We start from the raw sequence: 19,030 nt of genomic DNA on the forward strand, positions 1-19,030 counted from the left end.
TCCAGCCGGGCCGCGCCCGGCTAGTTCCCCCAGCACTGACCGCCCCCGTGCCGGCGCCCCGGCCCGGGCTCCTCGGCGCGCCCGCACACCCGCGCGCGTTTCCCCACCTCTCGGGAGACCCCCGTGTCCGTATCGACCCTGGGCGCCCCCGTGCGCGCCGAAACCAACCCGGAAAGCCCACCCACGGCCAAGAAGCGCAGGCGACTGCCCGACCTGCGCCGGTGGATCAGTCCACTCGCGATCGTCGCGCTCTGGCAGATCGCCTGCGGCACCGGGTTCCTGCCGCCGGACAAGCTCAGCTCGCCGTGGACCGTGCTGCAGTCGGGCATCGAGCTGACCCGCTCCGGTGAGCTCGGCGACGCCTTCGTGGTCTCGACCACCCGGGTCGGCATCGGGTTCGTCATCGGCGGCGCCATCGGCCTGGTGCTCGGCATCGTCGCCGGGCTGTCCCGGTGGGGCAACTTCCTGGTCGACCCGCCGGTGCAGATGCTGCGCACGCTGCCGTTCCTGGGCCTGATCCCGCTGTTCATCCTGTGGTTCGGCATCGGCGAGGAACCCAAGATCGCGCTCGTCGCGCTGGGCGTCGCGTTCCCGCTCTACCTCAACGTGCACTCCGGCATCCACAACGTCGACAGCCACCTGATCGAGGCCGCCACCGCGCTCGGTTTCACGCGCACCGAGCGGCTCTTCCACGTGGTGCTGCCCGCCGCGCTGCCGAACACGCTGGTCGGCCTGCGCCAGTCGCTGGGCATCGCCTGGCTCTCGCTGATCGTGGGCGAGCAGGTCAACGCCAGCAGCGGGCTCGGCTACTTGATCAACAACGCCCGCGAGTTCCTGCGCACCGACGTCATCGTGGTCGGCCTGGTGGTCTACGCCGCCCTCGGCCTGGCCACCGACGCGATCGTGCGCCTGGTGGAGAGGAGGGCCCTGCAATGGCGGAGCTGACCGTCGAGGTGCGCGGCCTGACCAAGAGGTTCGGCGAGCGGACCGTGCTGCACGGGCTCGACCTCGACATCGCCCCCGGCGAGTTCGTCGCGCTGCTCGGCCGCAGCGGCTCGGGCAAGTCCACACTGCTGAAGGTGTTGGCGGGCTTGGACACCGCCGTCACCGGCAAAGCCACTGTGGACGGTCAGGTGTCGGTCGCGTTCCAACAACCCCGGCTGCTGCCGTGGCGGCGGGTGTGGCGCAACGTCGTGCTCGGGCTGCACCCGGTGCGGGGCCGCGACGTCGCGCTCAAGGCGCTCGACGAGGTGCGCCTGGCCGACCACGCCGACGCCTGGCCGCGCACGCTCTCCGGCGGTGAGGCGCAACGGGTCTCGCTGGCCCGGGCGCTGGTGCGCGAGCCCGGCCTGCTGCTGCTCGACGAGCCGTTCGGCGCCCTCGACGCGCTGACCCGGCTGGCGATGCACCGGCTCGTCGAAGACCTGTGGCAGCGGCACCGGCCGTCGGTGCTGCTGGTGACCCACGACGTCGACGAGGCCCTGCTGCTCGCCGACCGCGTCCTGGTCCTCGACGAGGGCCGGATCTCCGCTGAATACGTCCTCGGCCACCCCCGGCCGAGAACAGTCACTGACGACCGTACCGCTGTTGATTTCAACCGTGTCCGCACGAAGGTGCTGGGCGACCTGGGAGTGACCGAACGTGCGACTGCGTAACCTGATCCCGCTCGCGACCGCCGCACTGGCGCTCACCGCCTGCGGGGGCACCGACACCCCCGCCGCGTCGGCGCCCGTGCCGGACACGGTCAGTGCCGCCGACCTGGCCAAGGTCACCCTGAAGGTGGGTGACCAGAAGGGTGGCCAGAAGTCCTACCTGGAGGCCGCGGGCCTGCTCAAGGACCTGCCGTACAAGATCGAGTGGTCCACCTTCAGCTCCGGCCCGCCGCTGCTGGAGGCGGCCTCGGCGGGCGCGGTCGACATCGGCGCGGTCGGCAACACCCCGCCGATCTTCGCGGGCGCGGCCAACGCCAAGATCGCCGTCGTCTCGGCGCAGAAGGGCGATGTCTCCAGCGACGCCCTGCTGGTGCCCGACGGTTCCCCGCTCAAGTCGCTGGAAGACCTGCGCGGCAAGACGATCGGCGTCGCCAAGGGCAGCTCGGCGCACGGCCTGGTGCTCACCGTGCTGGCCAAGGCCAACCTCAAGGTCGACGACGTCAAGCTCAGCTTCCTGCAGCCGTCGGACGCCTACGCCGCGTTCACCCAGAAGAACATCGACGTGTGGTCGATCTGGGACCCGTACACCACCCAGGCCCTGCGCGAGGCCAAGGCGAAGGTGCTCGTCGACGGCACCGGCACCCTCGGCGGCGGCGCGCCCGGCACCGAGGCGGGCCCGGACTCGCTGGCCAGCGGCTACAGCTTCCTGGTGGCGGGCAAGGGTTCGCTGGCCGACCCGGGCAAGAACACCGCGCTGCGCGACTACGTCGTCCGCTACGCCAAGGCCCTCAACTACGCCAAGACCCACGGCGAGGAGCGCGCGGCCGCGTGGGCCAAGGACACCGGGCTCAAGCCGGAGATCGCCCTGGAGGCGACGAAGCGCGGCCTCGACCGCCCGATCGAGATCGACCAGACGGTGATCGCCGACGAGCAGAAGCTCGCCGACGCGTTCGTCGAAGCGAAGGTGCTGCCGACCAAGTTCAAGTTCACCGACTTCGTCGACACCCGCTACGCGGCCGACGTCAAGGCGGCGGCGGAATCCGGGGCGCAGAAGTGAGCGTCACCCTGCACTGGTTCCTGCCCACCTCGGGCGACGGCCGCACGGTCGTGGAACGCTTCCACGCCAACCGCGCCGAGCACTCCGCCCGCCGCGACCCGGACATCGACTACCTCGCCCAGGTCGCCCAGGCGGCCGAGCGGCTCGGGTTCACCGGTGTGCTCACCCCGACCGGCACCTTCTGCGAGGACGCCTGGCTGACCACGGCGGCGCTGATCCGGGAGACCAGCACGCTGAAGTTCCTGGTGGCGTTCCGGCCCGGCGTGATCTCCCCGACGCTGGCCGCCCAGATGGCCGCCACCTACCAGCGCGTCTCCCGCGGCAGGCTGCTGCTGAACGTGGTCACCGGCGGCGACGCGGTCGAGCAGCAGCGCTTCGGCGACTTCCACGACCACGACAGCCGCTACGCCCGCACCGACGAGTTCCTGGCCATCGTGCGCGGGATCTGGTCGGGTCAGCCGTTCGACTTCGACGGCGAGCACCTCAAGGTGGTCGGCGCCACCGCGCTGGCCGCCCCGGACCCGATCCCGAGTGTCTACTTCGGAGGGTCGTCGGCCGCCGCCCTCCCGGTCGCGGCCCGCCGCGCCGACGTCTACCTGACCTGGGGCGAACCCCCGGCCCAGGTCGCGGAGAAGATCGCGGCCGTCCGCACCCTCGCCGAGGCCGAGGGCCGGACGCTCCGCTTCGGCGTCCGCCTGCACACCATTTCGAGGGACACCTCCGAACAGGCCTGGGCCGAGGCCCAGCGCTTGCTGGACGCCCTGGACCCGGCCCAGGTCGCGGCCGCGCAGGCGCAGCTCTCGGCCAGCCAGTCCGTCGGCCAGCAACGCATGCTGGCCCTGCACGAGGGCGCCCTGGACCGAGGCGTCCGCGGCCTGGAGATCCACCCCGGCCTCTGGGCAGGCATCGGCCTGGTCCGCGGCGGCGCAGGCACAGCACTCGTGGGCAGCCACGCCGAGGTCGCCGACCTGATCTCCCAGTACCACGACGTGGGTATCACCGAGTTCATCTTCTCGGGCTACCCCCACCTGGAAGAGGCCTACTGGTTCGGCGAGGGCGTCCGCCCAGAACTCGCCCGCCGCGGCCTACTGGCAAACCAGACGGACACAACCCGAACCCCTCTGCGCACAGCCGCATCCTGACGCTTGTCGAGTACGAACAGCCCCCGACCCCACCGGTCGCGGGGCTGTTTTTTTGGGAGGGAGAGAGAAGGGAAGGAGGAGGAAGAAGGAGGCAAGGAAAGGAGGGAGGAGGGAAGGAAAGGAGGGAGGAGGGAAGGAAGGGAAAGAGAACGAAGGGGAAGAGAACGAAGGGAAGAGAGGTGGAGGGAAGAGGGAGGAAGGGAAGAGGAGGGGAAGGGAGCGAGCGAGGGGAAGGAGGGGAGGGAAGGAAGGGGTGAGGGGATGGAAGGAAGGAGTGAAGGACGGGAGGGGAGGGAGAAGGGAGGGAAGGAAGGAAGGAGTGAAGGGAGGGGAGATAGCGGGGAGGGAGGAGGAGTGAAGGGAGGGGGAGGTAGCGGGGAGGGAGAAGGAGGGAAGAGGAGGAGGAAGGAGAAGGAAGGAGGAAGGAAGGGGCTGGGAGGGAAGGAGGGATAACGTCAGCCGCTGATCAGCCAAACGTCAACCCCCACCGCCATGCTTATCCCAGCAAGGCAAACGGGAGAGGTGCCCGGAGCGGCTTAACGGGTTCCTGTTCTACCAGGAAGGGCCTAGCGCCCACGCAGGTTCGAATCCTGCCCTCTCCGCCAAAGAGAGCCCCCTCTGCGGGGCTCTTTTCGCTTTCCCCGCCTACCCGCAACGGAGAGGCCACCCCCACCCACACAAGACCGCAGCGGTGAGGCCGACCCCGCTGGAACTCAAGGCCCGCTACGGATGCTCGATCTAGTGGACTCGCTTCGTGTGGGGGGAGAGCACCGCTAAACTTGCCTGGTAGTGGGGATGCCCTTCACCCCACGCTCTTTCCCCACCGCGGTGCTCTAGGGGCCCCACACGAAGCGAGTTCACTAGATCGAGCCCACGCTAGTAACTTGGGCAACGAAGACGGCAACGCCGAGGCGAGTCCACCAGTCCAAGCCCACGAGCCACCCGCAGCCACAAAAGATCCACAGACCCGTCAGCCACTCATCAGCCCAACATCAGACCCGACTGCGAAACTAGTCCCAGTCAAGGAGAGGTGCCCGGAGCGGCTTAACGGGTTCCAGTTCCACCGGAAGGGCCTAGCGCCCGCGCAGGTTCGAATCCTGCCCTCTCCGCCTCGAAAGGCCCCGCCGCCCCCGCGGGGCCTTTCCTGTCCGCTCACTCGCAGGACAGCCTCACTCACGGGACAGCCTCACTCTCGGGACAGCGCGGCCTCTTCCAGGTCCAGTTCCCGTTGCACCCGGCGCAGGATCTCGTCGTCGATCTCGCCGCGGTCGCGGGCCTCGACGAACACCGACCGCTCCGCCTCCAACATCGCGCGGCGCAGCCTGCGGAACGCCACCGCCGGGTTCTCGGTCTCCTGCCTGCCCAACCTTTCCCACGCCGCGTTGCCGCGGTGTTCGGCGATGGCCCGCAGCCGGTCGGCGAGGTGGTCGGGGATGTCGCCGTCGGCGAGGATCTCGTCGAGCCGGTCGATGGACGCCCTGGCGGCGTTGTTCTGCACCTGGGCCTCGGCCAGCGCCCGGTCCTGCCCGTCCGCCGCGCGCACGCCGAGCTTGCGGATCAAGGCGGGCAGCGTCAGGCCCTGCAGCAGCAGCGTGCCCACGGTCACCACGAACGTCAGCAGCAGCACCACGTCCCGCCCGGGCATCCCCAGCGGGATCGCCGCCGCCGCGGCCAGGGACACCACGCCGCGCATGCCCGCCCACGAGATCACCGTCAGCTGTGCCCAACCGGGCCGTTCCTCCCGTCGCCGGATGCGTGGGAACAGCCACCGGGGCACGTGCGCGGCCGGGAACACCCAGACGAACCGCACCACGATCACCGCCAGCAGCACCACCCCCGATGCCGCGACCAGTCCCCAGCCCGGCTTGGCCGCCGACACCACCGACCGCAGCTGCAACCCGATCAAGGCGAACACCAGCGACTCCAGCAGCACGTCGATTGCCGCCCACACCGCCGTCTCCTGCAGCCGCGTCGAGTACCCGGCCGCGGTCGCGTTGTGCCCGAGGTAGAGCCCGGCCACGACCACGGCGAGGACGCCGGAGGTGTGCACCTCCTCGGCCAGCAGGTACGCCCCGAACGGGACCAGCATGCCCAGCGCGCTCTCCAGGATCCCGTCCCCCAGCCGCAGCCGGATGGCGTGCACCACCACGCCGAGCACCAGCCCGACCGCGATTCCCCCGATCGAGGTGACCAGCAGGGTGACCAGGGTCTCCGACCAGGAGAACGCCGCCACCCCGGTCGCGGCCGCCACGGCGACCTTGAACGCGGTCAGCGCGGTCGCGTCGTTGCCGAGGCTCTCCCCGGTCAGCAGCGTCATCGCCCGCCGGGGCAGGCCGAGCTTCCGCCCGATCGCCACCGCCGCGACCGCGTCCGGCGGCGCCACCACCGCGCCCAGCACCAGCGCCGAGGCCAACGGCAGACCGGGCACGACCAGGTGAGCCACCACACCGACCACCACGGTCGAGGTCAGCACCAGGCCGACGGCGAGCAGCCCGATCGGCCGGATGTTGGCCTTGATGTCGAGGTAGGAGCTGTCCAACGCGGCCGAGTACAGCAGCGGCGCCAGCACCAGGAGCAGCACGAACTCGGGGTTCAGCGCGAAGTCGGGCACCCCCGGCACGAACGAGACCGCCAACCCCACCGCGACCAGCAGCAGCGGCGCGGGCCAGTCCATCCGGCGCGCCACCGCGGCGACCGCCAGCGACCCCGTCACCAGCAGGAGCAGTTCCACTCGCGCCTCCCTCGTCGTCGTGCGCAAGGATTACCCATGCCCACACCGGCATGGAAGGAGCGGGCCCGATGACCTGCGAACACACCGACGCGCTGCCCGCCGAGGTAACCCCGGACGCCACCGACATCTGCCAGGACTGCGTGGCCGAGGGCAACCGGCACTGGGTCCACCTGCGACTGTGCCTGACCTGCGGGCACGTCGCCTGCTGCGACTCCAGCCCGCGCAAGCACGCCACGGCGCACTTCCAGCAGACCGACCACCCGGTCATCCAGTCCTTCGAACCGGGCGAGTCCTGGCGCTGGTGCTACCTCGACAACAAGATCGTCTGACCTACCACCCGGCGCGCCCCAGGACAGCGAACGGGCCGCCACCCCGGTCGGGGTGGCGGCCCGGCGGACCAGGGGGTCAGCGGCGCGGGAAGGTCTCCGCGCGCGAGGCCACCGCGATGTCGCTGTTGTCGCTGAACACGCCGTCGACGCCCGCCGCCCAGTACGCGGCCAGCTCGCCGAACAGGTTGCCGTACTCCGACGGCACCGCCGAGGACCGGAAGTTCAGCGGGAGGAAGTTGTTCTCCGCCCGGAAGGTGTACGGGTGCACCTTCAGCCCGGCCGCGTGCGCGTCCTTCACGAGCGCGGTCGGCGTGCCCAGGTTGCCCGCCGCGTCGCGTGGGATGACCTGGTTCTTGTCCGGGCCGAGGCCCGCGGCGTACTTCGCGACCTCGCGCAGGCCCGCCGCCGAGACGATGTCGGCGTAGGTGCGCTTGTCACCGCGGTCGATGAAGTCGTACGGCGCGCCCGAGGCCGAGGTGAGCTGCACCAGCGGCACCCGCAGCTTGCGGCTGAGCGACTGCAGGTTCGACACCTCGAAGGACTGCACGAACACCTTCGCGCCGCGCCGGTTCAGGCCGTTGCGCTCGAGGGTGGCGACCAGCTTGGGCTCCAGCTCCAGGCCCAGCTTGCGGAAGTAGGTCGGGTGCTTGGTCTCGGGGTAGATCCCGATCTCGCGGCCCAGCTCGCGCGAGAGCCGCTTGCTCAGGTCGATGACCTCCTGGAAGGTCGGCACCTCGTAGCGGCCGTTGTAGATGGTGTTGCGCTGCCGCAGGTCGGGGATGCGCTCGACCGCGCGCAGCGTCTTGAGCTCGGCGAGGGTGAAGTCCTCGGTCCACCAGCCGGTCACCGTGACCCCGTCGAGCACCTTGGTCGCCTTGCGGGCGGCGAACTCGGGGTGCTTGGCGACGTCGGTGGTCCCGCCGATCTCCGGCTCGTGCCGGGCGACCAGCACGCCGTCCTTGGTGGACACCAGGTCGGGCTCGATGTAGTCGGCACCCAGGCGCGCGGCCAGCTCGTAGCTCGCCAGGGTGTGCTCGGGCCGGTAGCCGGAGGCACCGCGGTGGCCGATGACCAGCGGGGCGGCGCCGGTGCCGTGCCGGTCGCCCGCGTCGGGGGTCGCGCTCGCGGTGCTCAACGTGGCGACTCCGAGCAGGGCCAGGGCGGACAGGGCGACTCCGATGGTACGAGTTGCCTGCATGGGGACCTCCTTGTCAGGTGGAGCTCAGTGACCGCGCAACCTTCGCCGCGCGCCACGAAATCGGAACCACCGCCCGGCGAAGGGTGTCCCACGCGCGGATGAACGACCAGGGTCCGCGAGCCTGGTTGCCGCCGCCGGGAGCCGAGCATCTAGGCTCGTCCACCGTGCGTGTCCTGGTGATCGGGTCTGGCGCCCGCGAGCATGCCCTCGTCCTGGCGTTGTCGAAGGACCCCGAGGTGGTCGCGCTGGCGTGCGCCCCGGGCAACGCGGGCACGGCGGCCCTGGCCGAGACCTACGGCGTCGACGCCCTCGACGGCGCCGCCGTGGTCGAGCTGGCGACCGGCTGGAAGGCCGACCTGGTGGTCATCGGGCCGGAGGGCCCGCTGGTCGTCGGCGTCGCCGACGCCGTCCGCGCCGCGGGCCTGCCCTGCTTCGGCCCGGGTGCCGAGGCGGCGCGCATCGAGGGTTCCAAGGCGTTCGCCAAGGACGTGATGACCACCGCCGGGGTGCCGACGGCACACAGCGAGGTCGTCGACAACCCGGCCCGCCTCGACGCCGCGCTGGCCCGCTTCGGCCCCACCTGGGTGGTCAAGGACGACGGCTTGGCCGCGGGCAAGGGCGTCGTGGTCACCACCGACCTGCTCACCGCCCGCGCGCACGCGATGACCCTGCTCGACGGCGGCCACCCGGTCCTGCTCGAGTCGTTCCTCGACGGCCCCGAGGTCTCCCTGTTCTGCGTGGTCGACGCCGCGGGCGCGGTCGTCCCGCTGCTGCCCGCCCAGGACTTCAAGCGCGTCGGCGACGACGACGCGGGCCCCAACACCGGCGGCATGGGCGCCTACGCCCCGCTGCCCTGGGCCCCCGACGGCCTGGTCGAGGACGTGGTGACCCGGATCATCCAGCCGGTGGTCGACGAGATGTCCCGGCGCGGCGCGGCGTTCTCCGGCCTGCTCTACGCGGGCCTGGCGCTCACCGTGAACGGCCCCGAGGTCATCGAGTTCAACTGCCGCTTCGGCGACCCGGAGACCCAGTCCGTGCTCGCCCTGCTCCGCAGCCCGCTGTCCCGCCTCCTGCTGGCCGCCGCCGAGGCCCGCCTCGCCGAGCACCCGCCACTGGAGTGGGCCCCCGGCTCAGCCGTCACCGTGGTCATCGCCGCCGACGGCTACCCCGGCCGCCCCCGCACCGGCGACGTCATCACCGGCGCCGAGTCCGACGGCGTCCTGCACGCGGGCACCCGCCGCCGCGACGACGGCGCCCTGCTCTCCGCGGGCGGCCGCGTCCTGGCCGTGGTCGGCACCGGCGACGACCTCACCGCCGCCCGCGCCGAGGCCTACCGCAAGGTCGACGCCGTCCACCTGCCCGGTTCACACCACCGCACCGACATCGCCCTGCGCGCCCTCAACGGCGAGATCGGTGTTCCGGTGGCGCGGTAGTTTTTCTGCGGGAAAGCTCAGGTACCCCACCCACCCCGTTGGTAGCCTCGAACGGGAGACCACACCGTCACGATGCGTACCCGGGGGTACCACCCATGAACGTCCCGCCTCTCGGCGGCGCGATCGACGCCATCGTCGGAGCCGCAGGCCAAGCCGCAGACACGATCATGCGCAACACCCCGGCCAGTGGCGGCCACTTCACCGTCAACCACGACAACGTCCTGGCCGCCGCCAAGGTCATCCAGACCCAACTGGACACCCTCAAGGACCGGGTCACCGGGGCGTTGCAGGACCTCGCCGTCGTGCCGCCGGGCGAAGACATCGTCAGCAAGCGAGTGGCGGAGTCCTGGAACGATCGCCTGATTCGCAACCCGGGCTCGTATCAGCAGCGGGTCAACGAGTACGTGCAAAGCCTGCAGAACCTGGTCGACCAGCTCGTGACCAGCGCCCATGACTACGGCTACAACGAGGACCAGATCTCCGCTGCTCTCGGGGGCAATCGGAGTGCGTAGTCGGCGTTGGTACGTCCTGTTCGCGGTGCTGATCGCGTTCGGTGGTGCGGCATGCACCACCGCCGAGACCGGCAAACCTGTGTCGTCCGGTGACGCGCCTGCCGTAACGACGTCTGATTCGGCCGATCCGACCACCACCGCGACGCCGACGACATCGCTGCCGCCGCGCCCCAAGGAGATCAAGCTCGACAGTGTCGAGCCGTGCACCCTGTTGACCCAGCCGCAGCTCGCCGAGCTCAAGGTCACTCGTACTCGCGCCCGCGCGAGCACCAGCGAGGTCTATCGCGGCGCGAAGGAGTGTGTTCTCGAGGCGTCGACCGCGAAGTCGGGCTACGACTACGCCGTGACCGCGGTGACCACCGAAGGCGCGGAGGCGTGGTTGACCGGGAAGCGCAATGTTGATGCCAAGGCCGTCTCCGTCGCGGGCTACCCGGCCGTTCGGTACAACTTCAAGGGCGCGTCCCAGGCGAACACGTTCAACTGTTGGACAACTGTCGACGTCGCGCAAGGACAGCAGCTACAGGTCATGTTCACCGTCAACCTGCGCGACGCGTTTACGCTCGATCAGATGTGCCAGATGAGTGAGCAGGCCGCCACGCTGGCCATGGCCACGCTGACGTCGAGGTGAGGGGCTGAGATGGCAGGGGACAACGGGCTCGCCGATCTGCGGTTCGAGGGCTACGGCTACGAAGCGCTGGCCCAGCAGCTCGACCGGCTGCGGCAGGGGCCGGGGTCGTCCAGCATCTTCCGGGCCGTCCGCGCCCTGATGGACATCGCCGACGGCCTCTCCGACACCGACCGCACGCTCCGCGAGGAGCTCGCCAAGATCGGTGTGGAGTGGCAGGGTGCCGCCGCCGACCGGGGTGAGGAGGCGACGAAGAACTCGAGCATCTACGCCTCCGACGCCGTTCCCGTGGTCGCGAACTCCGCTGGGGGTGTCAGCGAGCAGGGGCACACCTTCTCCGCCACCGCGGGCAGTGCGCCGCAGGGCCAGGAGTTGCGCGGCGCGAACCAGATGGGCTGGATCGACGCGGGTCTCAGCGCCGTCGGTGTCACCACTCCGCGGGCGGCTGAGGTGCAGCGGACGCAAGCCGCGCACGACGCCGCGGCCGCCGCGATGAACGACTACGCCCGCAACAGCCAGGGTGCGTTGGGCAACTACCAGAACCTGCCCGTCCCGCCGAACCTGAACCTGGTCTCCCAGCCCACCCAGACCCACGGGATGACCGCCGCGCAGGGCTTCTCCACCGGTGAGGGTGCCTACACGCCCACCGGTGCCGGCACGGCCCCAGGTGGCCCCAGCGCGACGGGCGTCCCGGGCGGCCAGCCGGGCTCCTTCAGCGGTGTCAACCCGGGCGCCCCCGGCACGACCGGCGGCCTCGGCCCCACCGGCACCCCCAGCTTCACCGGCCCGGGCCGCCCGGCCGAGGGCCTGAACATCCCGGCGCTCGGGCGGTCGTCCGGTGTCGGTCCGGTGCTCCCCGGCATGGGCGGTCTGCCCAACACCGGCGCCGGTTTCGGTGGTGTGCGCCCCGGTTTCCCCGGCGCGCTGATGGGCGAGATCGCGACCGCGGCGGGTATCGCCGGTGCGGGTGGCGCCGGTGTCGGGGCGGGCGCGAGCCTGGAGAAGGACAAGGTCGTCCGCGGCGGCGGCAACGAGGGCGCGGCGGCGAAGCGGGGTGCCCCGGGCAACGAGGGCGCCAAGCGGAGCGGGCTCAGCCCGGTCGCGGACATGCCCGACGAGGAGGCCCGCGCGGCGCGCAACGCCGAGCGGCTCGGGACGGGTAAGAGCGGCAGGCCGGGGTCTTCGCTGCTGCAGCCCGCGGCGGCCGGTGCCGGGGCCGAGGGCGAGGAGGACGACGAGCACGTGCGCAAGTACGGCATCGACTCCGACGACGTCTTCGGCGACGACCGCCTCGTGGTCTCCCCCGTGCTCGGCCAGGACGAAGACGCCTGAGTTGTCCAGCAGCGTCATCCTGTCGGCCCTCGAGTTCGACGTGCTGTGGGAGTCCGAGCGCCTCCCGCGCAGGCACGTCGCGATCGACGTCCCCAGCCCCGGCACGACGCACTCCGAGCGCGCCGAGCTGGTGGCGGGGGCGTTCGCCGCACTGCGGGAACGTGGGCTGGTGGTCAACGGGCGCGCCGTGCCGGAGCTCGCCGACCGGCTCAGCCTGCTCGCCCACGCGCAGGTCGGCATCGATAGCTGGATCTGGACCGACCGCGAGATCAAGGCGTACGCGGTGGCCAGCGGTGACCAAGCGGGCCTCGCCGTGGTCGACAGCGGTCAGGTCTGGCTGATCGCCGCCCGGGTGACCGCGCTCGCCGAGGCCGCGGTGTCCATCGCCGGTGAGGCGCCCGCCGGGCCCGGTCGGTCGGTGAGCCTGCAGACCGATGTGCTGATGGCCGCCGACGCCAAGGCGGGTGGCGATCCGCAGAACCTGATCACCCCCCTGAACAGCGCGGGCGTCCCCCTCTACGACGCGCAGACCCTCGCCGCGATGTTCGCGGGCGCCGGTGTGCGGGGTCAGTTCGGCGCCGAGCGGGTGGGCCGCGACCAGCGCAGGAACCGCGCGGCGCGGGTGGTCAACTTCCACGACACCGGACAGGGCCGCTACGTGCACCTGATCCGCCCGAGCAACGACGGCCGCGACTGGAGCACGATCGCCCCCGCGGACACCGCGCGGATGGCCGCGTGCGTGTGGGAACTTCTCGACGAGGTGTGACCTTTCGGGAACCGGGTCACCGGGCCGGTCGTCAGAGCCGAGCGCACCGAACCGCTGAGGGGGCCGATCCGTGTCAGGCGCCAACTACAACCTGCAGGCCATCGAGCAGTGCCGCGCCGCCGTCGCGGGCCAGACCGGTCCGATGGCCGCGGCGGGCGACGACCTCCCGCGCGACGCCGACGGTGCGGTGTTCGGTGAGCTGCCCAGCTCGGCCGCGTTGGCCGCCGCCGTGCGGGCCCTGGCGCAGACCGCGAGCGACGAGCTCGACCGCGCGGGCGCGCTGCTGGGCAACGTCGACCGCGCGCTCGACTCGATCGGCCAGTCGGTGGTCAACAGCGAGCACGCGTCCACCCAGTCGATGACGGTGTAGGGGGAAACCGTGACTGCGAGGGATTCGGCGGCAGGTCTGGGCGGTGTGCCCGCGGAACTGGCCGAGACGGCGACCAAGGTCTACAAGGCGCAGCCCGCCGCCATCGGCGACCTGGGCGCGAAGTTCACCACGGCGGGCACCGCGAGCACGGAGGCGGCGGGCAAGCTCGACGGCTCGGTCAAGCAGCTCGACGGTGCCTGGCAGGGCACCTCGGCGGACGGGTTCGTGGCCTACATGGGCACGTTCGCGAAGGCGGAGACCTCGCTCAACGAGGCCCTCACCGCCGCGGCCAATGACCTGAAGACCGCGGCTACCGGTATCCAGGGCGCCCGCGACGCGCTGGAGGGCATCTTCGGCGAGCTGTACGACAACGCCCAAGGCTGGCTCAACGCCCACACGGACGCCACCGCCGACGAGAAGCGCGCCTACGTGGACGGACTCGCGAGTGGTTACCGAGGCCGCGTCACTGAACAGATCGACAACGCCGAACGCGCCGTGAGCACGGCCGTGTCAGCGCTGAATGGACGCGCGGGCGCGATCAGCCCCAAGTTCTCCGCGATCCCCGACCCGAACACCCAGGCCTTCACCCCGGCCCCCGGCAAGAAGATCGACTGGACCCCGACCCCGGCGGGCTCCACGGCACCGGCGACCGCCGAGCCCAAGGCCCAGTCCCCCGCCGACGCGGTTGTCGGCAGCTCCCAGGGCTCCCCCGAGGGCAGCTCTCAAGGTTCCCACGGCGGTGGGGGCGGCGGCGGTACGCACAGCGGCGGTGGGGGCGGCGGTCACAGCGGTGGCCTGGGTTCCAGCGGCGGCCCGCCCGCGGGCCCACCGCCCGGCAACGTCCAGGAGTGGATCAGGCAGGCCATCGCCGAGCTGCGGGCGCGCGGCATCAACGTCACCGAGGCCGACGCCCAGATCATCTGGGAGATCATCCAGCACGAGTCCGGCGGCAACCCCAACGCGATCAACAACTGGGACTCCAACGCCGCCAAGGGCACCCCGTCCAAGGGCCTCATGCAGTGCATCGACCCCACGTTCAACAGCTACGCCATCCCCGGCCACGGCAACATCTGGAACCCGGTCGACAACATCTGCGCGGGCGTCAACTACGCCATCTCGCGCTACGGCTCGCTGTCGAACGTCCCCGGCATCAAGGCCACCCACGGCGGCGGCGGGTACGTGGGCTACTGATCGCCGGACGACCCCGGGCCTAGTCTGGCCCCATGCACGCCCTGCTCAAGGTCGCCCAGCGCGCGAACGTCCAGCCCTTCCACGTCATGGACGTCGTCTCCGCCGCCCACGCGCGGCAGCGCACGCACGGTGACGTCATCTCCCTGGCCGCCGGGCAGCCGTCCACCGGGGCGCCGCAGGCCGTCCGGATCGCCGCCGCCGAGGCGCTGGGCAGCCAGACCCTGGGCTACACCGAGCAGCTCGGGATCCCCGAGCTGCGGGAAGCCCTCGCGGGCCACTACGCGAACCGCTACTCCCTGGACGTCGACCCGAGGGACGTGGTCATCACCACCGGCTCGTCCGGCGGGTTCCTCCTGGCGTTCCTGTCCGCGTTCGACGCGGGCGACCGGGTGGCCCTGGCCCGCCCCGGCTACCCCGCGTACCGCAACATCCTCAGCGCCCTGGGGTGTGAGGTCGTCGAGCTCCCCTGTGACGAGCGCACCCGCTTCCAGCCGACCGTCGAGATGCTCGACGAGCTCGGCCACCTCGACGGCCTGGTGGTGGCCAGCCCGGCCAACCCGACCGGGACCGTGCTCGCCGCCGCCGAGCTGGCCGCGATCGCCGGGTGGTGCGCCGAGCGCGGGGTCCAGCTGGTCAGCGACGAGATCTACCACGGCATCTCCTACGGCGCCGAGACCGCGAGCGCGTGGCAGTTCTCCCGCGAGGCCCTGGTCGTCAACTCCTTCTCGAAGTACTTCGGGATGACCGGCTGGCGCCTCGGCTGGTTGTTGGCCCCGCAGCGGCTGCACCGGGCGATCGACTGCCTGACCGGCAACTTCACCATCTGCGCCCCGACCATCTCCCAGCACGCCGCGGTGGCCGCCTTCGACGCCGAGACCTACACCGAGCTGGACGCGCACGTGGCCCGCTACGCCGCCAACCGCGAGCTCCTCCTCGGCGGCCTCACCCGGTTGGGGATCGACAAGATCGCCCCGGCCGACGGCGCCTTCTACGCCTACGCCGACGTCTCGCACCTGACGCACGACTCGATGAGCTTCTGCCAGCGGCTGCTGGCCGACACCGGGCTGGCCATCGTGCCCGGGATCGACTTCGACCCCGAGGAGGGTGGTCGGTTTGTCCGGTTCTCCTTCGCCGGGTCGGCGGCGGACATCCAGGGCGGGCTCGACCGGCTCGCCGGCTGGCTACCGGGAACGATTCCCGCTGAATAGACGTTGACCAGCAGAGAAAGCGTTTTCGGGGAGGACGACGAGCATGGTTCTCAAGGTCATCGGCGCGATCATCGTCATCTGGATCGCGTTCAGCGTCATCGGTTTCGTGTTCAAGGCGATCGGCACCCTGCTGATCGTGGCGGCGATCGCGACGGTGGGGGTCGCGGCCTACGGCGCCATCAAGGGCCGGGCGGCCAACCGGCAGATCCGTCGCTGACAACGCTGGTCAGACCGGGTGCGCCCGGGTGAGGATGTCGGCGTGTCCGACAAGCCCGCACCCGGCGACCGCCGGTACGACCCGCTCGAGCCCCGGCTCATGGCCTGGGAGTCGCGCACCGACCTGCCGTTGACCGGTCTGGCGCTGGCCTTCCTGGCCGCCTACGCCTGGCAGGTGCTCGACGGTGGCGCCTCGCCGACGCTGCGCTGGTGGCTGGAGATCTGGCTGTGGGTGGTCTGGGGTGTGTTCGCCGTGGACTACCTCGTCCGGCTGACGCTGGCGCACCGCAAGTGGCGGTTCGTCTGGCGCCACCTGTTCGACCTGGCCGTGGTGGCGCTGCCGATGGTCCGGCAGCTGCGCGCGCTCCGGTTGATCACCGTGTTCAAGGTGATCAACCGCCGGATCGGCAACAGCTTCCGCGGTCAGATCGGCGTCTACGTGGCCGGGACCACCCTGATGGTGGCGTTCGGCGCCTCGTTGGCGGTGCTCGACGCGGAGCGCAGCCACCCGGACGCCAGCATCACTACTTTCGGTGACGCGCTGTGGTGGACGCTGACCACGATCTCCACCGTCGGCTACGGCGACCGCTACCCGATCACCGTCGAGGGCAGGCTGGTCGCCGCGGCGCTGATGGTCGGCGGGATCGCCCTGCTCGGTGTGGTCACCGGCGTGATCGCGTCCTGGTTCGTGGAGAAGATCGCGGGCGCCGAGCAGTCCATAGAGGACACCACCCGGGGTGAGATCAGCGCGCTGCGCGCGGAGATCGCCGCGCTGCGCGCCGACCTGCTCAAGCAGCCGGAACCGGGTCCGACGCCGCGGTGACCCGGCGCAGTGCCTCGGCGATGTCGTGCGCGGGAACATCACGGTGGGTGACGAACCGCACCCCGCCGGGCACAGCCGTGGCCAGCACGCCGACCCGGTCGAGCGACTGCAGCGCCGCCCCGGTGTCCGGCACCGCGGCGATCACGATGTTGGTCTGCGGCCGGACGACCTGCCAGCCCAGCTCGGCCAGCCCGAGCGCCAGCGTGGTGGCGTTGACGTGGTCCTGGGCGAGGTCCTCGATCCGCTCCAGCGCCAGCAGCCCGGCCGCGGCCAGCACGCCGCCTTGGCGGACGCCGCCGCCGAGCATCTTGCGCACCCGGCGGGCCTCGGTGACGAAGGCCTTCGACCCGGCGACCAGCGAGCCCACCGGCGCGCCCAGCCCCTTGCTCAGGCACACCTGAACGGTGTCCACACCCACCGTGAGGGCCGCGGGCGGCACCCCCAGGGCGACCGAGGCGTTCCACAGCCGGGCGCCGTCGAGGTGCACCAGCAGGTTCGCCTCGCTGGCCGCGGAGACCAGCTTCGCGTGCTCGTCCGGCGGGGTGACCGTGCCGCCCGCGAAGTTGTGCGTGTTCTCCAGGCACAGCAGCCGGGTGGTGAGCGCGTAGTAGGGCGCCGAGTTCCCGGCGAACGCGCGGACGTCCTCGACCGACACCCGCCCGGGTCCCTCGGTCCACGGCAGTGCGTGCGGCATGCCCCCGGCCAGCCACGCCGCGCTGCCCAGCTCGGCCTCGAGCACGTGCGCGGCCGCCGAGGCCAGGAACCGGTCGCCCCGGCGCAGGTGCAGGAACAGCGCGATCAGGTTGCCCATCGTCCCGCTCGGCACCCACAGCGCCGCCGCCATGCCCAGCCGGGCCGCGGTCTCCTCCTCGAGTCTGCGCATCGTGGGGTCGTGGTCGAGCACGTCGTCGCCGACCTCGGCGGCGGACATGGCCACCCGCATCTTCTCGTCGGGCTGTGTCACGGTGTCCGAGCGGAGGTCGATCCGGCGTCCTGTGGTCACGATCCGATCACACCACAGTGGCCGGTGTTCGGCTGGTGGCGGGGGTGGCGTATGTCTCTGCGGTACCGGCGTGCAACCGTTAGGCGGGGCACGTCCGTCCCCTACCCGTAGACAAGACGAGCGGAGAGAGTCCGCGTGGACCAACGCGAGGAGCAGGAGTTCGCGGAGTACTTCGCAGCTCGGCGGGACGCCGTGCGAAGAACCGCGTACATGCTCTGCGGCGACTGGCACCGGGCGGACGACCTCGCCCAGACGGCGTTCGTCGCGTTGCACCGCCGGTGGCGCAAGATCCGGGACCGCGGGGCCCTGGACGCCTACGTCCGCAGGTCGGTGGTGCGGGCGATGATCGACGAGACCCGCAGGCCGTGGCGGCGGGAGCGGCACGTCGAGGAGGTGCCGGAGGTGGCCACCTCCGACGCCGAGGTCGGCGAGACCGTGGCGAACCGGTCGGCGCTGCTCGGCGGGTTGGCGAAGGTGCCGCCGCGCCAGCGCGCCGTGCTGGTGCTGCGGTTCCTGGAAGGGCTGGACGTGGCAGGCACGGCACAGGCGCTGAAGTGTTCGGAGGGGACCGTGAAGAGCCAGACCGCCCGCGGGCTCGCCACGCTGCGCTCCGTGCTGGGCGACGCCGTGGACGACCTGCGGTCGACTTCGTGACGGGGAGGTGGATGTAGGTGGACGAGCACAAGATCTCCGAGCTGTTCAACGACGCGGTCCGCGACGTGCCACCGCCCTCGTTCGGCGTGCCGGAGGTGAGCGCGGAGTCGGCGAGGTTGACCCGAAAGAGGAACGGTCTGCTGGCCGGATCGGCGCTAGGATTCGCGGTGCTGGCAGGGGCTGTCGTCACCGGCGTCGCGCTGTGGTCTGGACCTTCTGAATCGGGTTCAGGTAACGATTCGGCCGCGCTGGCGCCGATGTCCGTCTCGGAAAGTAACGGCGACCCTGCTCCGAACGAGGTACCGACTGACGCTCCGCGCATCGCGGAGCAGACCGACCCTGGCTCTCCGTCGTCGACGCCCAAGCAGGGGGGCTCGACGACCGGAGATGCCGGCACTAGTGCCGGCGGCACCCCTGGTGGGTGCGGATCAGCGGACCGGGAGCTCGCTGCTGCCCTCGCGGGCGAGCTCCCGTCCGCTGTTTCCCGGGGCGATGTGGTCGCGTCCCCGCTCTCGTGTCCCACAGGTTCCCGTTCGGGCGCCTTCGCGGTCGCCGACGGCCCGCGCAAGGGCCTGGTCTCGATCATGGTCACCCCCAAGGGCGTCGCCCCGATGCAGCAACCGCCGTGGGCCGACCGCCCGGCCTCCGAGGGCGTCGTGGTCCAGGCGAAGTCCGGTGCCACCATCGTGCTCGAGGTCGAGGCGGTCCCCGGTTCGGCGGCCCCGCCGATCGACGCCGGTGTGCTGCGCGACATCGGGTCGAAGCTGGCGCCGCGGTACTGATCGGCA

General features: G+C 71.3%; 21 protein-coding genes and 2 tRNA genes. 20 read left to right on the forward strand and 3 right to left on the reverse strand.

Annotated features, from left to right (window positions below; all coding sequences use genetic code 11):
* Positions 1-123: 123 nt before the first annotated feature.
* The 7 genes from QSK30_RS05950 (at position 124) to QSK30_RS05980 (ending at position 4,960) form a co-directional block, all read left to right on the forward strand.
* The gene (locus tag QSK30_RS05950) at positions 124-945 is read left to right on the forward strand and encodes an ABC transporter permease (RefSeq protein WP_502871795.1); all 822 of its coding nucleotides are present in this window, start codon (positions 124-126) and stop codon (positions 943-945) included.
* Complete coding sequence (locus tag QSK30_RS05955) at positions 933-1,655, forward strand: ABC transporter ATP-binding protein (RefSeq protein ID WP_285500198.1); 723 nt, start codon at positions 933-935, stop codon at positions 1,653-1,655. The genes QSK30_RS05950 and QSK30_RS05955 overlap by 13 nt, the downstream gene beginning before the upstream one ends.
* Entirely contained in the window at positions 1,642-2,709 is a 1,068-nt protein-coding gene (locus tag QSK30_RS05960; RefSeq protein WP_285500200.1) for an ABC transporter substrate-binding protein, read from the forward strand. The genes QSK30_RS05955 and QSK30_RS05960 overlap by 14 nt, the downstream gene beginning before the upstream one ends.
* Positions 2,706-3,851: an LLM class flavin-dependent oxidoreductase gene (locus QSK30_RS05965; protein WP_285500202.1), complete on the forward strand. Its 1,146-nt coding sequence runs from the start codon at positions 2,706-2,708 to the stop codon at positions 3,849-3,851. Before QSK30_RS05960 ends, QSK30_RS05965 begins: the two co-directional genes overlap by 4 nt.
* 52 nt (positions 3,852-3,903) lie before the next feature.
* Positions 3,904-4,209, forward strand: a complete 306-nt coding sequence (locus QSK30_RS05970) for a hypothetical protein (RefSeq protein WP_285500204.1) — start codon at positions 3,904-3,906, stop codon at positions 4,207-4,209.
* A gap of 158 nt (positions 4,210-4,367) precedes the next feature.
* Positions 4,368-4,456: transfer RNA gene (locus QSK30_RS05975), tRNA-Arg, on the forward strand.
* 419 nt (positions 4,457-4,875) lie between these two features.
* Positions 4,876-4,960: transfer RNA gene (locus QSK30_RS05980), tRNA-Gly, on the forward strand.
* A gap of 77 nt (positions 4,961-5,037) precedes the next feature.
* Here QSK30_RS05980 and QSK30_RS05985 read toward each other — a convergent pair.
* The gene (locus QSK30_RS05985) at positions 5,038-6,582 is read right to left on the reverse strand and encodes a Na+/H+ antiporter (protein WP_285500206.1); all 1,545 of its coding nucleotides are present in this window, start codon (positions 6,580-6,582) and stop codon (positions 5,038-5,040) included.
* 68 nt (positions 6,583-6,650) lie between these two features.
* On the opposite strand from QSK30_RS05985, the gene QSK30_RS05990 reads away from it, so the two are divergent.
* On the forward strand, positions 6,651-6,911 hold the full coding sequence (locus QSK30_RS05990; protein ID WP_285500207.1) for a UBP-type zinc finger domain-containing protein: 261 nt from the start codon (positions 6,651-6,653) through the stop codon (positions 6,909-6,911).
* Between the two features lie 76 nt (positions 6,912-6,987).
* Here the strand turns inward: QSK30_RS05990 and QSK30_RS05995 are convergent, their stop codons facing one another.
* Positions 6,988-8,109 carry a glycerophosphodiester phosphodiesterase gene (locus tag QSK30_RS05995; RefSeq protein WP_285500208.1) on the reverse strand — a complete coding sequence of 374 codons (1,122 nt, stop codon included), beginning with the start codon at positions 8,107-8,109 and terminating at the stop codon, positions 6,988-6,990.
* A gap of 164 nt (positions 8,110-8,273) precedes the next feature.
* Here QSK30_RS05995 and purD point away from each other — a divergent pair, with 164 nt between their 5' ends.
* The 10 genes from purD (at position 8,274) to QSK30_RS06045 (ending at position 16,585) form a co-directional block, all read left to right on the forward strand.
* Positions 8,274-9,542 (forward strand): phosphoribosylamine--glycine ligase, encoded by a 1,269-nt coding sequence (gene purD, locus QSK30_RS06000; RefSeq protein ID WP_285500210.1) that lies wholly within the window; start codon positions 8,274-8,276, stop codon positions 9,540-9,542.
* Between the two features lie 95 nt (positions 9,543-9,637).
* Positions 9,638-10,054, forward strand: a complete 417-nt coding sequence (locus tag QSK30_RS06005; protein WP_285500212.1) for a PE domain-containing protein — start codon at positions 9,638-9,640, stop codon at positions 10,052-10,054.
* A gap of 25 nt (positions 10,055-10,079) precedes the next feature.
* A complete protein-coding gene (locus tag QSK30_RS06010; RefSeq protein WP_285500213.1) occupies positions 10,080-10,682 on the forward strand; it encodes a DUF3558 domain-containing protein in 603 nt (200 codons plus the stop codon).
* 9 nt (positions 10,683-10,691) lie between these two features.
* The gene (locus QSK30_RS06015; RefSeq protein WP_285500214.1) at positions 10,692-12,011 is read left to right on the forward strand and encodes a PPE domain-containing protein; all 1,320 of its coding nucleotides are present in this window, start codon (positions 10,692-10,694) and stop codon (positions 12,009-12,011) included.
* A 1-nt stretch (position 12,012) separates the two neighbouring features.
* Positions 12,013-12,777 (forward strand): ESX secretion-associated protein EspG, encoded by a 765-nt coding sequence (locus QSK30_RS06020; protein WP_285500216.1) that lies wholly within the window; start codon positions 12,013-12,015, stop codon positions 12,775-12,777.
* Between the two features lie 70 nt (positions 12,778-12,847).
* Positions 12,848-13,147: a hypothetical protein gene (locus QSK30_RS06025; RefSeq protein WP_285500218.1), complete on the forward strand. Its 300-nt coding sequence runs from the start codon at positions 12,848-12,850 to the stop codon at positions 13,145-13,147.
* Positions 13,148-13,156: 9 nt separating this feature from the next.
* Complete coding sequence (locus QSK30_RS06030; RefSeq protein WP_285500220.1) at positions 13,157-14,338, forward strand: transglycosylase SLT domain-containing protein; 1,182 nt, start codon at positions 13,157-13,159, stop codon at positions 14,336-14,338.
* Between the two features lie 32 nt (positions 14,339-14,370).
* Complete coding sequence (locus QSK30_RS06035) at positions 14,371-15,546, forward strand: pyridoxal phosphate-dependent aminotransferase (RefSeq protein WP_285500222.1); 1,176 nt, start codon at positions 14,371-14,373, stop codon at positions 15,544-15,546.
* 43 nt (positions 15,547-15,589) lie between these two features.
* Positions 15,590-15,763, forward strand: coding sequence for a hypothetical protein (locus QSK30_RS06040; protein WP_285500223.1), 174 nt, complete (start codon positions 15,590-15,592; stop codon positions 15,761-15,763).
* A gap of 42 nt (positions 15,764-15,805) precedes the next feature.
* Positions 15,806-16,585: a potassium channel family protein gene (locus QSK30_RS06045; protein ID WP_285500225.1), complete on the forward strand. Its 780-nt coding sequence runs from the start codon at positions 15,806-15,808 to the stop codon at positions 16,583-16,585.
* On the opposite strand, the gene QSK30_RS06050 is transcribed toward QSK30_RS06045, so the two are convergent.
* The gene (locus QSK30_RS06050) at positions 16,551-17,588 is read right to left on the reverse strand and encodes a threonine aldolase family protein (RefSeq protein WP_285500227.1); all 1,038 of its coding nucleotides are present in this window, start codon (positions 17,586-17,588) and stop codon (positions 16,551-16,553) included. The genes QSK30_RS06045 and QSK30_RS06050 overlap by 35 nt on opposite strands.
* A 135-nt stretch (positions 17,589-17,723) precedes the next feature.
* Between QSK30_RS06050 and QSK30_RS06055 the strand changes: the two genes are divergently transcribed.
* Together QSK30_RS06055 and QSK30_RS06060 are read left to right on the forward strand one after the other, a co-directional pair.
* Positions 17,724-18,242, forward strand: coding sequence for a SigE family RNA polymerase sigma factor (locus QSK30_RS06055; protein WP_285500228.1), 519 nt, complete (start codon positions 17,724-17,726; stop codon positions 18,240-18,242).
* Between the two features lie 17 nt (positions 18,243-18,259).
* The gene (locus QSK30_RS06060; protein WP_285500229.1) at positions 18,260-19,024 is read left to right on the forward strand and encodes a hypothetical protein; all 765 of its coding nucleotides are present in this window, start codon (positions 18,260-18,262) and stop codon (positions 19,022-19,024) included.
* Positions 19,025-19,030 lie beyond the last annotated feature (6 nt).

Origin of the sequence: Actinokineospora sp. NBRC 105648 (assembly GCF_030269645.1) — a bacterium.
GTDB lineage: Bacteria > Actinomycetota > Actinomycetes > Mycobacteriales > Pseudonocardiaceae > Actinokineospora.

What these genes read in the sequence shown, in the direction of transcription:
- QSK30_RS05990 (WP_285500207.1), top strand. Translation starts at nt 6,651, where the DNA reads ATGACCTGCGAACACACCGACGCGCTGCCCGCCGAGGTAACCCCGGAC.
- QSK30_RS06005 (WP_285500212.1), top strand. Translation starts at nt 9,638, where the DNA reads ATGAACGTCCCGCCTCTCGGCGGCGCGATCGACGCCATCGTCGGAGCC.
- QSK30_RS05955 (WP_285500198.1), top strand. Translation starts at nt 933, where the DNA reads ATGGCGGAGCTGACCGTCGAGGTGCGCGGCCTGACCAAGAGGTTCGGC.
- QSK30_RS06015 (WP_285500214.1), top strand. Translation starts at nt 10,692, where the DNA reads ATGGCAGGGGACAACGGGCTCGCCGATCTGCGGTTCGAGGGCTACGGC.
- QSK30_RS06035 (WP_285500222.1), top strand. Translation starts at nt 14,371, where the DNA reads ATGCACGCCCTGCTCAAGGTCGCCCAGCGCGCGAACGTCCAGCCCTTC.
- QSK30_RS05995 (WP_285500208.1), bottom strand. Translation starts at nt 8,109, where the DNA reads ATGCAGGCAACTCGTACCATCGGAGTCGCCCTGTCCGCCCTGGCCCTG.
- QSK30_RS06040 (WP_285500223.1), top strand. Translation starts at nt 15,590, where the DNA reads ATGGTTCTCAAGGTCATCGGCGCGATCATCGTCATCTGGATCGCGTTC.